We start from the raw sequence: 13,580 nt of genomic DNA on the forward strand, positions 1-13,580 counted from the left end.
CTAGACGTAGTCGCTCATGGGCGGGCACGCGCAGGCCAGGTTGCGGTCGCCGTACAGGTTGTCCACCCGCCCCACCGGCGGCCAGTACTTGTGCTCGCGCAGCGACGCCAGCGGATAGGCCGCGCGCTCGCGCGCATAGGAATGCGGCCAGTCCGGCGCCAGCAGCGTCTCGGCGGTGTGCGGCGCGTTCTTGAGCAGGTTGTCGCCGCGGTCCTGCTTCCCCGCCTCGATCTCGGCGATCTCGGCGCGAATGGCGATCATCGCCTCGATGAAGCGGTCCAGTTCGGCGCGGCTCTCGGATTCGGTCGGCTCCACCATCAGCGTGCCCGCCACCGGAAAGCTCATCGTGGGCGCATGGAAACCGTAGTCGATCAGGCGCTTGGCCACGTCCTCGGCATCGATGCCGCAGCGCTGCTTGATGGGCCGCAGGTCGAGTATGCATTCGTGCGCCACGTGGCTGCCACGGCCGGTGTACAGCACCGGATAGTGATCGGCCAGCCGGCGGGCCACGTAATTGGCGTTCAGGATGGCGACCTGGGTTGCCTTGCGCAGCCCCTCGGCGCCCATCAGCGCCACGTAGGCCGCGGGAATGGGCAGGATGCCCGCCGAGCCCAGCGGCGCGGCGGCCACGGGGCCGCACGGCGTGCCGTCCGGCAGCCGGCCGTCCTCGCCCACCACGCCGGGCAGATAGGGCGCCAGATGCGCCCGCACCGCCACCGGCCCCACGCCCGGCCCGCCGCCGCCATGCGGAATGCAGAAAGTCTTGTGCAGGTTCAGGTGAGACACATCGGCGCCGATGCGGCCGGGCTTGACCAGGCCGACCAGCGCGTTCATGTTGGCGCCATCCAGATAGACCTGTCCGCCGTGGTCGTGGACGATGCGGCAGATCTCTCCGATGGCGTCCTCGAACACGCCATGGGTCGACGGATAGGTCACCATCAAGGCCGCCAGGCCCCGCCCCGCCTCGGCCGCCTTGCGGCGCAGGTCCTCGACGTCGACGTTGCCCTGCCGGTCGCAGGCGACCACCACGACCCGCATGCCGGCCAGTTGGGCGGAGGCGGGATTGGTGCCGTGGGCCGAGGCCGGGATCAGACAGATATCACGCGCCGATTCGCCGCGCGCCGCATGGTAGGCGCGCACCGCCATCAGGCCGGCGTACTCGCCCTGCGCCCCGGAGTTGGGCTGGAAGCTGATGGCGTCGTAGCCCGTGATCTCGCACAGCGCGCGCGACAGCCCCGCGACCAGTTCGCGATAGCCCTCGGCCTGCCACGCCGGCGCGTACGGGTGCAGCGCGGCGAAGCGGGGCCAGGTGACCGGCATCATCTCGGCGGTGGCGTTCAGTTTCATCGTGCATGAACCGAGCGGGATCATGGTGCGATCCAGCGCGAGGTCCATGTCCGACAGCCGCCGCAGCCAGCGCAGCATCTCGGTTTCCGAACGGATGGAGCGGAACACGGCATGCGACAGCACGGGAGTATCGCGCGCCAGGTCCGGCGGGATCGCCCCGGGACCGGCCGCGCCGGCCGGGTCCTCGTTCCCCTTCCTGCCGCAGCCTTGGGCGAACACTGCCAGCAGGGCCCCCAGGTCGGCGTCGGTCACGGTCTCGTCCAGCGATACCCCCAGGTGCGCGGCGTCGAGCTTGCGCAGGTTGATGCCGGCCGCCTCGGCCGCGCGCACGATGGCGGCGGTGTGGCCGCCCGTGCGCAGGTGCAGCGTGTCGAAGAAGGATTCGTGCCGCGCCTCGATTCCGAGGCGGGCCAGCGCGTCGCGCAGCGCCACCGTCTGGCGGTGCACGCGGGCCGCCATCCGCGCGAGTCCGTCGGGGCCGTGCCAGACCGCGTACATCGCAGCCATGACGGCCAGCAGCACCTGCGAGGTGCAGATGTTGGAAGTGGCCTTTTCGCGGCGGATGTGCTGCTCGCGCGTTTGCAGCGCCAGCCGCAGCGCCGGCCGGCCCGACGCATCGCGCGACACGCCCACCAGCCGTCCGGGCAGGTTGCGCTTGAGCTCGTCGCGGCATGCCATGAAGGCCGCGTGCGGGCCGCCGTATCCGGGCGGAATGCCGAAGCGCTGCGACGAGCCGACGGCGATGTCGGCGCCCCATGCGCCCGGCGGCTGGAGCAGCGCCAGCGCCAGCAGGTCGGTCGCGCACGCGACCACGCCGCCCGCCGCCTTCACTTCGGCCGCCACCCGCGCGTAGCGCCGCACTTCGCCGGTGCTGCACGGGTATTGCAACAGGATGCCGAAGCATGCGGGCACGCCCGCCGCCTCGTCGCCGACCACGACCTCGATGTCCAGTGCCGAGGCCCGGGTGCGCAGCACCTCGATGGTCTGCGGATGGCAGCCCGAGGACACGAAGAACACCCGGCTGTCGCTGGCGGAGCCGCGCCGCGCCAGGGTCATGGCCTCGGCCGCCGCGGTGCCCTCGTCCAGCAGCGACGCATTGGCGATGTCCAGGCCGGTCAGCTCGCACACCATGGTCTGGAACACCAGCAGCGCCTGCAGCCGGCCCTGGGAGATCTCGGGCTGATAGGGCGTATAGGCGGTGTACCAGGCCGGATTCTCCAGGATGTTGCGCTGGATGACCGGCGGCGTGTGCGTGCCGTAGTAGCCCTGGCCGATATAGCTGCGGAAAAGCGTGTTGCGCCCGGCCAGGGCCTCGAGTTCCGCCAGCACGCCGGCCTCGGTCTTCGGGCCCGGCAGGTCCAGGGGAGCGGTTTCCAGGATGGCGGCCGGCACCACGCGGCGCACGAGATCATCCAGGCTGTCGGCCCCGACCACGGCCAGCATCGCCGCCTGGTCGGAATCGGAAGGCCCGATATGGCGGGCCGTGAATACCGCATCGTCTTCAAGCGCCTTGAGCATGGGAACCTGTCCTGTCGTGGGCCTGCGATGGAATGGCGAAAGCGCGCGCACCCGCTTCGCCGGGCGGGTGTCGACAGCGGCCCTGGCGGGCCGCGGCGGTAGCGTTACCCGGCGTCGACCGAGGCCTGGTAGCCCGCCGCGTCGAGCAGGCCGGCGGTATCGGCCATGTTGTCGGGCCGGAGCTTGAAGATCCAGGCGGTATAGGGTTCCTGGTTCAGTTGCTCGGGGCTGGCCGAGAGGTCTTCATTGAAGGCCACGATTTCACCCGCCACGGGAGCATAGATGTCGGAGGCCGCCTTGACCGACTCCACCACGCCCGCGGTCTGGCCGGCCTGGAGCCTGGCGCCCACCTTGAAGTCGCCGACGTAGACCAGGTCGCCCAGCTGGTCCTGCGCATGATCGGTAATGCCCACCACCAGCAGATCGCCGTCGGTGCGGATCCATTCGTGGGTCTTGGCGTACTTGAGTTCGGAAGGAAGATTCATGGAGCGGATCCTGGTAACGGGTCGGTGGAGTCTGAGGGAATTGTAGTGAACCTTGGCGGCGGCGGACGCGGATCAGGGCTCGCCGCTGTCGAGCACCTTGCCGCGCCGCACGAAAACCAGCCGGCAGACCACCGCCGGCACGCGGCGGCCGCGAATCTCCACTTCGGCGGCGTCGCCGGGCGACACGCTGTCCGGCAGGCGGGCGAAGCCGATCGACGTACCCACGGTGGGCGACATGGTGCCGCTGGTGACCATGCCGGCGCCTTCGGCCGTGTGAACCGCCATCTGGGCGCGCATCACGCCCCGGTCCAGCAGCTTGAGCCCCAGCAATTGCCACTTCAGGCCGTAGGCCAGCGCCGCGCGCCCGACGAAGTCGCGCTGCGGATCGTGGTCGGACACCGTCCAGGCCAGGCCGGCCTCGGCCGGCTGGGTCAGTTCGTCCATGTCCTGCCCGTACAGGTTCAGGCCGGCCTCGACCCGGAGGGTGTCGCGCGCCCCCAGGCCGCAGGGCGCGACGCCCGCCGCCAGCAGGTCTCGCCACAGGGCGGGCGCCTCGGCGCCGGGCAGCACCACTTCCACGCCGTCCTCGCCGGTGTAGCCCGTGCGCGCGACCAGCACGCCCTCGGTGCCTTCGGCCGTGAACGGCGCCAGACCCCGCGCCAGGCGGCCTAGCGCCGGCCTCGCCTGCGCCAGCCGGTCCCGGGCCTGTGGCCCCTGGACCGCGATCATCGCCAGTTCGCGGCGCGGCTCGATCGTCACGTCGTACCCGCCGGCCTGGGCGACGCGCGCCATCCATACCAGGTCCTTGTCGGCCGAGGCGGCGTTGACCACCAGCCGGTAGTGCTCCGGCGTCAGCAGGTAGACGATCAGGTCGTCGACCACCCCCGCCTGCGGATTGAGCATGCAGGAATACAGCGCCCGGCCCGGTTCGGCCAGGCGATCGACGTCGTTGGCCAGCAGATGCCGCAGATAGGGCCGCGCCTGGCTGCCCACCACGTCCACGTTGAGCATGTGCGAGACGTCGAACATGCCCGCGCCGCGCCGGACGGCGTGGTGCTCGTCGATTTGCGATCCGTACGAGACGGGCATGGACCAGCCGCCGAAGTCGATCATCTTGCCGGACAGGGCCAGATGCTCGGCGAAGAGCGGGGTCTGTTTCAGGGGAAGAGGCGCGGTCATACGGATTCCAGGAAGCAGATGAACGGACAGCGGAGGAACGGACCTCAGCCGCGCACGGCGGTCCACGAAGCCGGCGAACCCCCTGCGCGCGTGCCTTGCATGGTGTTGCCGTTCACCTTGCCGCGATAGCGCACCCCATTCACCGAGAACGAGATGTCGTCGCCGCGCAGGGTGGCGTCGTCGATGGGCCTGGCATCCAGGGTGCCGCTCAGCCGCTGGAACTGCTGGGCCAGCTTCAGTTCGCGGCCGTCGAGCTTCCAGGCGCCTTCGACCTTGGCCGGCACGATCCACAGCAGCGCCGAGCACCAGGTCTGGCATTGCTCGGTAACCGTGGCCTGCTCGTCGGGCCGCCAGTCGCCCATGGGGAAGGTGTTGGACACGACGCGGGTGCCGGGCTTGAGGTTCAGCAGGTGCGGCCGCAGCTTCTCGTTGATGGTGGGCAGCAGGAACAGCGTGATGACGGTGGCGCCGGAAAGATCGGTTTCGAACAGGTCCGCCTTGGCGAACGTGGCGCGGCCGGACACGCCCGCCGCCTGGGCATTGCGGCGCGCCAGCTCCACCATCTCGGGGTTGTATTCGATGCCGTGGGCCTTGATGCCGCGCCGGGCCGCGGTGATCACCAGCCGTCCGTCGCCCGAGCCCAGGTCGATCAGGGTATCGCCCGGCGCGGCCTTGGCCATGTCTATCATCTTGTCGACCAGGGTCTGGGGCGTCGGCACCCACACCACGTCCTTGCCTTCCTGGCCGACGTCGGGCACATACGACGAATCCGGCTTTTCCGCCGCCTGGACGGCGGCCAGGGCCGGCAGCGCGCAGACGGCCAGGACGGCCATCCCTCGCGCGCACTGGCGCAACGCTTTCGACTGCGACGAACTACCCAACAACGCGAGCATCATGGGGTTTCCCCTTTTCTGGTGAACGAGTTAAGCGGGACGTGGGTGTGTCGGATTCGATTGTGCCTGACTCGATGTCGGCGCGAAAGGCAGGCCCGGCCGCCAGGGGATTCTCAATGAACGAGACGGGTGTTTGACCCGTTTTCGAAGCGGGTGACATAGTCGCCGGCGACAGGGCGTCGTTGCGTTGGCGACCGCCTGCGCCTTGCGTGCCAGGACGCGGCACGATTCCCACATGAAAGATGCCAGGAGACAGTCATGACCGCATTCCCTTTTCCCCTTGGCTGGCGGCCGCTGGCCGTCCTGTGCCAGGTTGCCCTGATGGCGGTCTGCGGCGTGCCGCAGGCGGCGGCGCAGTATCCCGACCGGCCCGTGCGCATCGTCACGCCTTTCCCGGTCGGCAGCGGCGTCGACGTGAACCTGCGCATGGTCACCGAACGCCTGTCCAAGGCCTGGGGCAAGCCCGTGCTGGTCGAGAACAAGCCGGGCGCCGCGGGCTTCATCGCCATCGAAGCGGCCAGGCGCGCGCCGGCCGACGGCTATACCCTGCTGCAACTGGACAGTGCGCAGATGGCCGCGCAGCCCTATCTGTTCAGCAAGCTCCCCTACGACCTGAAACGTGACTTCACGCCCGTCACGACCTTGTTCCGGAACTACTTCTTCCTGGCCGTGCCCACAGACAGCCGCTACCGCAGCGTGGGCGAGCTGATCGCCGACGCCAAGGCTGCTCCGGGGAACATCAACTACGGGTCATGGTTCGTGGGCAGCCCCGGGCACCTGGGAGGCGCCATGCTCGACCAGGCGGCGGGCACGTCCATGACGCACATCGCGTACAAGGAAATGTCCCAGCTCTACACGGCCGTGGCGAGCAGCCAGGTACCGTGGGCGTTCGGCACCATAGGCAGCATGAACGCGCTCTACAAGGGAGGCAAGCTCAGGTTGCTGGCGGCCGCGGCGCCGGCGCGGGTGCGGGGGTTCGAATCGGTCCCCACCATGGGCGAGGCCGGCGGACCGCAGGGTTTCGAACTCAGCGCCTGGGTGGGCATCCTGGCGCCTCGAGGCGTTCCCGATGCCATCGCGGCCAGGATCCGACGCGACATCGCCACGGCGCTGCAGGACCCGGAACTGCGGGAGCGCTACATGCAGCTGGCCTACGAACCGCTGGCGATGACGCCCGAGCAGTTCCAGGCCCAGCTCGATGCCGATTCGCGCCGGTATGGGCAGATCATCAAGCGCTTGAACATTTCCTTGGACTAGGCCCGGGCCTGGGCCAGGATGCTGCGCAGCATGTCCACGAGTTTCAGCGCCGCCGGCGACAACGCGTGGCCGGGCAGCGTCACGATCGCCATGCTGCGGACCAGGGTGGGACGGACGATGCGCAGTTTCTGGACGCCCGCGCCGAGCGTGCGCGGCAGCGCGGTGGCCGGCAGGATGGCCGCGCCCAGGCCAGCCGTCGCCATCGAGATCAGCGTCTGAGAATGCATGAACTGGAAGCGCGTGGCTAGCTGCAGCCCCTGCGCGGCCATCGCTTCCTCGACGATGGCGCGCAGCGCGGTGCCCTGTTCGAGCACCAGCAGCGGCATGGCCGCCAGCGCCTTGAGCGAGATGGTCTTGCGGTCGCCGTCCAGCAGCGCGCGCGGCACCAGCGCGACCAGTTCGTCGGTCAGCAGGGGCTCGAAGCGGAACTCGGGCGAACCGGTCATCACGCTGATGCCGAAATCCACTTCCCGCTGCCTGACGCTTTCGAACAGCGCCGCCGCGGTGATCTCGCGCACGAAGACCTGGATGCCGGGATACCGGCCCTGGAAAGCCGCCAGCACGTCGCCCAGGTAGGCGCCGGCGATGGTGGGCGCGCAGGCCAGCGCGATGCGCCCGCGCTGGACGTCGGCGGCTTCCTGGATCGCCTGCAGTCCGCCTTCCACTTCCTGCAAGGCGCGGCGAACGCACTGGAGCAGTTGCTCGCCCTCGCGCGTCAGCGTGACCTGGCGCGTGGTGCGATGGAACAGCGGCACCCCCAATTGTTCTTCCAGGCGGCGGATCTGGCCGCTGACCGCCGAACCGGACCGGTGGGCGCGCCCGGCGGCGGTACGAAAGCTCCGGCTCTCGCCCACCAGCATGAAGGTGTGCAGCAGTTTCAGGTTGACCGAGGAAATCGGATCGCCGGGTCTGGCCATGGAAGCTCGCCTGGTTTCGCGGACGAAAAGATTGTACGGAAAATCTTCTCAATCCTAACAATAATCGCGATTGTCGTTCCACCGGGCGATTCCTACACTGCACGGCATGGAAACCGCACGATGCCCGCGACCGGCTGGCACGATGCGGCCGGGCCATCCGGGCCCGGGCCCTCTGGAGACAAGCCATGAACCGTTCACGACCCCTGGGACTCCTGCTGTCCGCGCTGGCCGCGGCCTTGCTCGCGGCCGCGCCGGCCGCCGGCCAGGACGGCTATCCCGCCAAGCCCATCCGCATCATCGCTCCCTTCCCGCCCGGGAATTCGTCCGACGTCGCCGCGCGCTTCCTGGGAGAACAACTGGCCGCCCGGCTCGGGCAGCCGGTGGTGGTCGAGAACAAGGTCGGCGCCTCCGGCCAGGTGGGCGCGGCCTACGTGGCCAAGGCCGACCCCGACGGCTACACGCTGCTGATGACCTCCACCTCGGCCACCATCAGCCCCGCCATCTACAAATCCATCCCGTTCGACATCCTGGGCGACTTCGCGCCCATCGTGCGGGTCGCCGTGGCGCCCATGGTGCTGCTGGTCCGCGCCGATGCGCCGTATGCCAGCCTGGAGAATTTCGTGGCGCAGCTCCGCAGCCACCCCGAACGCTATACCTACGCCACCGCGGGCACCGGGACGATCCAGCATCTGGCCATCGCCGCCTTCCTGTCCCGGCTGAAGACCGACGTGCTGGGCGTGCCTTACAAGGGCAGTCCCCAGGCGCTGACCGACCTCATCGGCGGCCAGGTGCAGTTCATGTTCGACGCCGTGCTGTCGGGCAAGCCCCACGTGGATTCCGGACGGCTCAAGCCGCTGGCCGTGGCCAGCCTGGCGCCCATCGCGCAGATGCCGGGCGTGCCGGCGGCCGCGCAGTCCGCCGTCCCGGAACTCAAGGACTTCGAGATCGAAGGCTGGGTCGGCCTGCTGGCCCCCCGCGAAACGCCAGCCGCCATCACGCAGCGCCTGAACCGCGAGATCGTGGCGGTCCTGACCTCGCCCGGCATGCGCGAGCGGCTGGCCAAGGCCAACATCGCCACCGCCGCGGCCAATACGCCGCAAGAGTTCTCGCAGTTCCTGCGCAAGGACGCGCAGCGCTGGAAGGACATCGTGACCGCCGCCCGGATTCCGCAGGAATGACCATGCCCCCAGACACCGACGATGTCGCCGCGCTGTGCGCCCTGCTGCGACAGGCCTCCGCGGCGGCGGCCTACGAAGCCATGGAGCGCGGGGGGCACATGTCGCCCACGCTGTCAGCCCTCGTGGCCGGCCTGCTGTGCACCGGGCCGGCGTACACCGTGCGTGCCCCCGCCGGCTACGGCGACGAGATCGTGCGCGCGGCCGATGAAGCGCCGCCGGGCTCGGTCATCGTGATCGACGTCGGCCCCGCTCCGGATGCCTGCACCTGGGGCGGCACGGGAACGGCCGTCGCCCAGCGGCGCGGCGTCTCGGGCGTGGTCAGCAACGGCCGGGTCCGCGACCTGGCCGAGATACGCCGCGCACGCTTTCCCGTGTTCGCCCGCGGCGCGGTCGCCACCGGCTGGTCGGGCGGACGCCGGGGCGAGACAGGCGTGCCGGTGTCGGTGGGCGGCCGGCTGGTCGAAGCCGGCGACATGCTCTGCGCCGACGACGATGGCATCGTCGTCATTCCGCGTGCCGGCGCGGCCCCCTTCCTGACAAGGCTGCGGGCACGCCTGGACTTCGAACGCGAGGCCGCCGGCATCGTCGATAAAGGTGGCCGCTATGCCGATGTCATGGCCCGCAAGCCCGCCTGACACGGTCCCGCCATGAATCGCACCGCATCCAGGATCCCGCAGACGGGCGCCGAGAAAATCCTCGCGCGCGCCAGCGGCAAGCCCTGCGTCCGCCCCGGCGACATCGTTTCGCCAATTCCCGAACTGGTCATCATCCACGACGGATACGTGGAGTCCGCCTACAACGAGCTGTCGAGCCTCGGATACCGCCGCATCGCCCACCCCGAACGCGTGCTGTTCGTGACCGACCATGAAGTGGCCTACGCCAGCCCGGCCTCGGCCCTGCGCGCCCGCCGCATCCGCCAGATCGCCCGGGAATGGAACGTGGGCCGCTTCTTCGACGCCGGCCGCGGCGGCCACGGACACCTCTTCCCCATCGAGGCGGGCCTGGTCCGGGCGGGCATGTTCCTGTCCTGCTACGACATGCATGCCACGAACTTCGGCGCGGTCGGCGCGGTGGCCTGCGCACCCGGCCCGGAGATCGTCTCGGTGCTGGCGACCGGCGCGGTCTGGGAACAGGTGCCTGCGACCGTGCGCGTGCGCCTGCAAGGTGCCACGGGGCCGGCGCTGACCGCGCGCGACGTCGGCTTCCATGTCACCCGCCTGTTCGCCGACGGCCGGCTGCCCGCGCACGACAACCGGATGATCGAGTTCGCCGGCGGCTACACGGCCGGGCTGCCGCTGTCGGAACGCATCGCCCTTTGCAACTCGCTGACCGAGATCGGCGTCGCCAACGTCTGGTTCACTCCGGCCGGCGACGGCTCCGTTCACGCCGGCGACGCCGACGCGCCGGTCGAGGCCGACGTCCAGATCGACCTTGCCGGCCTCGCCCCGCAGGTCGCCCTGCCCGGCGGCCCGCATCGGGGCGTGGACGTGGACGAGGTGGCCGGGCGGCACGTGGATCATGCCTACATCGGGTCGTGCGGATCCGGCATGTACGAGGATTTCGCCGCGGCCGCGGCCCTGCTGCGCGGCCGCCGGATCGCGGGCCACGTGCGCATGTTCATCGTCCCGGGCACGGTCGAGACCTCGCTGCGCATGGCCCGCGACGGGCTCGCGGAAGTGTTCCAGGAAGCCGGGGCGATGCTGCTCCCCCCCGGATGCGGCCCCTGCGCGGGCGGCGTGATGGGCCCCCTGGCCGACGGCGAAACGTCCATTTCCACGGCGGCGACCAACCATGCCGGCCGCTTCGGCGCGAAGACGGCCCAGGCCTACCTGGGCAGCCCGCTGACGGTGGCGGCATCGGCCCTGGCCGGCTGCATTGCCGATCCGCGCGCGCTGACGCAACAACGGGAGCGAACCCCATGACCGGCACGATACGACGCGTCGGGCGCTGCCACGTATTCGGCGACGACATTCCCCTGGACGACGGTTTCATCCCCTTCGAGATGGCGATACGCCGGATCGACGATCCGCAGTTGTTGCGGCCCGAATTGCTCCGGATGGCGGACCCGGCCTTCCCCGACCGGGTGGAACCGGGAGACATCATCGTGGCCGGCACCAACTTCGGCTGCGGCAAGCCTCACTTCCAGGGCTTCATCGCGATGGCGGCGCTGGGCCTGTCGGTGCTGTGCGTGTCGATGCCCTACAAGACGCTGCGCGGCGCGATCTCCAAAGGCGTTCCGGTGCTGGCCGGCCTGCCCGGCATCGATCCGGCCCTGCACACCGGCCACCGGCTGGACGTCGATTTCAGCCGGGGGACGATCACCAACCTGGATACGGGGCGGCGCATCGACACCCCCCCCTTGTCGCCGCTGCTGGCGGACGTCGTCCAGCGCGGTGGCACCCGCGGCACGCTGGCCGCCTGGCTGGAGACCCATCCGGACATGCGCCTGCCCGCCCAGGCGCCACGCGCATGATCAGACCGCCTTGGCCTCCATGCAGCGGAACGTGGGTGCGCCGAACCTATCGCGCCGCAATCCAGCTCGATCGGCTCATTCCATCTTGACTCCCGCCGTCGCGGCGACTTTGGCCCAAAGACCGACCTCTGTACGAATGAACTGGGCGAACTGGCTGGGTGTATCACCGATCGGCGTGAACGCCAGAGTCGCCATGCGATCGCGAGTGGCATCGGTGTGCAGGATTTTCGTAACGGCTGTGTGCAACCGCTCGATGATGGGCGTATCGGTTCCCGCCGGCGCCAACAGGCCGATCCAGCCAACCGTGGAAAAATCCCGAATCCCCGACTCGGCCACCGTCGGCACGTCAGGCAGGAACGGACTGCGCTGCGACGAAGAAACAGCCAGCGCCTTGAGTTTTCCCGATTTGACGTTTGCCAGCACGCCGGGGATCGCATCGAACATGACGTCGACCCGGCCTGCGATTACGTCCACCATGGCTTGCGGGCTGCCTTTGTAGGGTACGTGATTGAGCGCCAGGCCGGCGCGCTGCATGAACAACTCCATGGTCAAATGGCTGGTGGTCCCATTACCGCCGGACCCATATTGCAATGCCCCCGCCCGCTGTTTCGCCTGCGCAATCAACGCCGCGATCGAATCCAGCTTCGACTCGGGAGCCGTCACCATGACCTGGGTAACCGATGCGACATTGGTAATCGGCGCAAAGTCCTTGACCGCATCGTATCCTACCGCCTTATAGACGCTCGGACTGATGGCGAGCGGTCCGCTGGACCCCATGTACAGCGTATAGCCGTCGGGCGCGGCTCGAGCGGCGGCCGCGGTGCCAATCACACCGCCCGCGCCGGCCTTGTTTTCCACTACGACGGATTGTCCCAGTTCCCGTCCCAGTTGTTCTCCCAGCAAACGCGCCAGGATGTCGGCACCCTGCCCTGCCGGGAAAGGCACGATGATCCGGATGGGACGCGACGGATAATCGCTGGCCGCATGTGCCCCGGCGGCCCAGCCTCCCATGACGATCAACATTGGCAGAACGATATGCGCAGCTGTTTTCATCTGTGTCTCCATACGGTCTTGGACAAGAAAGTGCTGGCTCAACAACCCCCATCGAGCAGCCGCAGCGGGTTGCGCACGAGGATGGACTCGCGAATGGACGGGTCGGGAACGAACTCGTGGAAAGCGTCCAACAAGACGCTCAGATCGGGCACTCGATCCGCGTCGAAATAGCCTGTATGCGGCCAATCCGTCCCCCATAACATCCGGTCGGCCGCCAGATCGATCAACCGACGCGCAATAGGGACCACGTCAGCATACGGAGCTCCCGAGCGCGATATCCGATCCGCGCCGGTCATCTTGATCCATATCCCAGGACGAGTCGCCAACATGGCCAGCGCCCGAAACGAAGAACCGTCGAGGCCGTCGGCGGGATCAACGCGGCCAAAATGATCGATCACCACAGGTACGCCTATCGAAGCGATCCACGGAGCAAGTTCCGGTAAAGCGCTACCAGCGAAATGCAGTTCGACGAACCAGCCCAGGCCGTCCAGGCAGCGCTGCACGTGGGAGAAAACATCGAGGTCGAGTTGACCGCCGTGCTGTGGATTGAACGCGAAACGCACCCCTCTCGCGCCTCGCTGGTGCAATTCGCGGCACAGTTCCGGCGTACAGTCACCCCCGAGACGCACCACGGCCAGATAGCGTCCGGCGGCCTTCTCTACCGCGTCCATGTCCACTTCGTTGTCGAAACCATGGGTATTGGCATGAACGACGAAACCGTGATCGATGCCCAAAGCCGCGTGCATCTGCAGAGCATGTTCGAGCGGCGCGTCTGGCGGTGTGTATTTGCGCTTGCCAGGATATGGAAAGCGGCTCTGCGGCCCCAGGACGTGGAAATGCGTATCCCAGGATCCTTTCGGTAAACTTCGGATCGAACGTCCGGGATTCGGCCGCGGCCCCAGGCATGCGGGAATGGATTCGTTCATGGCCAGCATTTGTTTGTATGCGAACATACAATTTGATCAATGAGCAAACCAAGTGTCAAGATCGCTAGTGGCATATCGCCACTGGACGACATGTACGAACGGCCCGGCTTCCTGTTTCGTCGTGCCAGCCAGGTATTGATGCACATCGCCGAACAGGAGACTGCCCGTATCGGCCTGACCCCGCCCCAGCACGTATGCTTGATCGTGCTCGATCGCTGCAAGGCGCTGGATCAAATCGGATTAGGGAAAGCCATAGGTGTCGAGTCCCGGACGATCATAAGGCCGCCGATGGAACAAATGAGGGTGTGAATCATACCACCCACTCATAGCCTGCATAGGCGTCTTGCTCTGCAG

The 13,580-nt window shown here is 68.3% G+C and carries 12 protein-coding genes and 1 pseudogene; 5 read left to right on the forward strand and 8 right to left on the reverse strand.

The genetic code is table 11. The annotated features are described in order from the left end of the window. The 4 genes from gcvP to ABD104_RS21450 all read right to left on the reverse strand — a co-directional run bounded on the left by gcvP (position 1) and on the right by ABD104_RS21450 (position 5,425). Complete coding sequence (gene gcvP, locus ABD104_RS21435; protein WP_343928166.1) at positions 1-2,865, reverse strand: aminomethyl-transferring glycine dehydrogenase; 2,865 nt, start codon at positions 2,863-2,865, stop codon at positions 1-3. Positions 2,866-2,969: 104 nt separating this feature from the next. Continuing rightward, positions 2,970-3,350, reverse strand: coding sequence for a glycine cleavage system protein GcvH (gene gcvH / locus ABD104_RS21440; protein ID WP_343928167.1), 381 nt, complete (start codon positions 3,348-3,350; stop codon positions 2,970-2,972). Positions 3,351-3,422: 72 nt separating this feature from the next. Beyond that, positions 3,423-4,529 (reverse strand): glycine cleavage system aminomethyltransferase GcvT, encoded by a 1,107-nt coding sequence (gene gcvT, locus ABD104_RS21445; RefSeq protein WP_343928168.1) that lies wholly within the window; start codon positions 4,527-4,529, stop codon positions 3,423-3,425. 44 nt (positions 4,530-4,573) lie between these two features. Next, on the reverse strand, positions 4,574-5,425 hold the full coding sequence (locus ABD104_RS21450) for an SAM-dependent methyltransferase (protein ID WP_343928169.1): 852 nt from the start codon (positions 5,423-5,425) through the stop codon (positions 4,574-4,576). A gap of 255 nt (positions 5,426-5,680) precedes the next feature. On the opposite strand from ABD104_RS21450, the gene ABD104_RS21455 reads away from it, so the two are divergent. After that, entirely contained in the window at positions 5,681-6,679 is a 999-nt protein-coding gene (locus tag ABD104_RS21455) for a Bug family tripartite tricarboxylate transporter substrate binding protein (protein ID WP_343928170.1), read from the forward strand. On the opposite strand, the gene ABD104_RS21460 is transcribed toward ABD104_RS21455, so the two are convergent. Then, a complete protein-coding gene (locus tag ABD104_RS21460; RefSeq protein WP_124688083.1) occupies positions 6,676-7,596 on the reverse strand; it encodes a LysR family transcriptional regulator in 921 nt (306 codons plus the stop codon). The two genes, ABD104_RS21455 and ABD104_RS21460, sit on opposite strands and share 4 nt — an antisense overlap. Positions 7,597-7,781: 185 nt before the next feature. Here ABD104_RS21460 and ABD104_RS21465 point away from each other — a divergent pair, with 185 nt between their 5' ends. Genes ABD104_RS21465 through ABD104_RS21480 form a run of 4 tightly spaced genes read left to right on the forward strand, consistent with a single transcriptional unit; the run spans position 7,782 to position 11,247 of the window. Continuing rightward, the gene (locus tag ABD104_RS21465) at positions 7,782-8,774 is read left to right on the forward strand and encodes a Bug family tripartite tricarboxylate transporter substrate binding protein (protein ID WP_343928171.1); all 993 of its coding nucleotides are present in this window, start codon (positions 7,782-7,784) and stop codon (positions 8,772-8,774) included. A 2-nt stretch (positions 8,775-8,776) separates the two neighbouring features. Beyond that, positions 8,777-9,409 carry an RraA family protein gene (locus ABD104_RS21470; RefSeq protein ID WP_343928172.1) on the forward strand — a complete coding sequence of 211 codons (633 nt, stop codon included), beginning with the start codon at positions 8,777-8,779 and terminating at the stop codon, positions 9,407-9,409. 12 nt (positions 9,410-9,421) lie between these two features. Continuing rightward, a complete protein-coding gene (locus ABD104_RS21475; protein ID WP_343928173.1) occupies positions 9,422-10,696 on the forward strand; it encodes an aconitase family protein in 1,275 nt (424 codons plus the stop codon). Further along, positions 10,693-11,247 carry a 3-isopropylmalate dehydratase small subunit gene (locus ABD104_RS21480; RefSeq protein ID WP_343928174.1) on the forward strand — a complete coding sequence of 185 codons (555 nt, stop codon included), beginning with the start codon at positions 10,693-10,695 and terminating at the stop codon, positions 11,245-11,247. The genes ABD104_RS21475 and ABD104_RS21480 overlap by 4 nt, the downstream gene beginning before the upstream one ends. Positions 11,248-11,322: 75 nt before the next feature. Here ABD104_RS21480 and ABD104_RS21485 read toward each other — a convergent pair whose 3' ends face one another. The 3 genes and pseudogenes from ABD104_RS21485 to ABD104_RS21495 form a co-directional block, all read right to left on the reverse strand. Beyond that, positions 11,323-12,300 carry a Bug family tripartite tricarboxylate transporter substrate binding protein gene (locus ABD104_RS21485; protein WP_343928175.1) on the reverse strand — a complete coding sequence of 326 codons (978 nt, stop codon included), beginning with the start codon at positions 12,298-12,300 and terminating at the stop codon, positions 11,323-11,325. 38 nt (positions 12,301-12,338) lie between these two features. Further along, a complete protein-coding gene (locus ABD104_RS21490; protein WP_279817788.1) occupies positions 12,339-13,253 on the reverse strand; it encodes an amidohydrolase family protein in 915 nt (304 codons plus the stop codon). Between the two features lie 213 nt (positions 13,254-13,466). Then, positions 13,467-13,580, reverse strand: a pseudogene (locus ABD104_RS21495) (IS481 family transposase); the annotation flags it as partial.

Origin of the sequence: Pigmentiphaga daeguensis, assembly GCF_039523035.1 — a bacterium.
GTDB lineage: Bacteria > Pseudomonadota > Gammaproteobacteria > Burkholderiales > Burkholderiaceae_B > Pigmentiphaga > Pigmentiphaga daeguensis.

What these genes read in the sequence shown, in the direction of transcription:
- gcvP (WP_343928166.1), bottom strand. Translation starts at nt 2,865, where the DNA reads ATGCTCAAGGCGCTTGAAGACGATGCGGTATTCACGGCCCGCCATATC.
- gcvH (WP_343928167.1), bottom strand. Translation starts at nt 3,350, where the DNA reads ATGAATCTTCCTTCCGAACTCAAGTACGCCAAGACCCACGAATGGATC.
- gcvT (WP_343928168.1), bottom strand. Translation starts at nt 4,529, where the DNA reads ATGACCGCGCCTCTTCCCCTGAAACAGACCCCGCTCTTCGCCGAGCAT.
- ABD104_RS21450 (WP_343928169.1), bottom strand. Translation starts at nt 5,425, where the DNA reads ATGATGCTCGCGTTGTTGGGTAGTTCGTCGCAGTCGAAAGCGTTGCGC.
- ABD104_RS21455 (WP_343928170.1), top strand. Translation starts at nt 5,681, where the DNA reads ATGACCGCATTCCCTTTTCCCCTTGGCTGGCGGCCGCTGGCCGTCCTG.
- ABD104_RS21460 (WP_124688083.1), bottom strand. Translation starts at nt 7,596, where the DNA reads ATGGCCAGACCCGGCGATCCGATTTCCTCGGTCAACCTGAAACTGCTG.
- ABD104_RS21465 (WP_343928171.1), top strand. Translation starts at nt 7,782, where the DNA reads ATGAACCGTTCACGACCCCTGGGACTCCTGCTGTCCGCGCTGGCCGCG.
- ABD104_RS21470 (WP_343928172.1), top strand. Translation starts at nt 8,777, where the DNA reads ATGCCCCCAGACACCGACGATGTCGCCGCGCTGTGCGCCCTGCTGCGA.
- ABD104_RS21475 (WP_343928173.1), top strand. Translation starts at nt 9,422, where the DNA reads ATGAATCGCACCGCATCCAGGATCCCGCAGACGGGCGCCGAGAAAATC.
- ABD104_RS21480 (WP_343928174.1), top strand. Translation starts at nt 10,693, where the DNA reads ATGACCGGCACGATACGACGCGTCGGGCGCTGCCACGTATTCGGCGAC.
- ABD104_RS21485 (WP_343928175.1), bottom strand. Translation starts at nt 12,300, where the DNA reads ATGAAAACAGCTGCGCATATCGTTCTGCCAATGTTGATCGTCATGGGA.
- ABD104_RS21490 (WP_279817788.1), bottom strand. Translation starts at nt 13,253, where the DNA reads ATGTTCGCATACAAACAAATGCTGGCCATGAACGAATCCATTCCCGCA.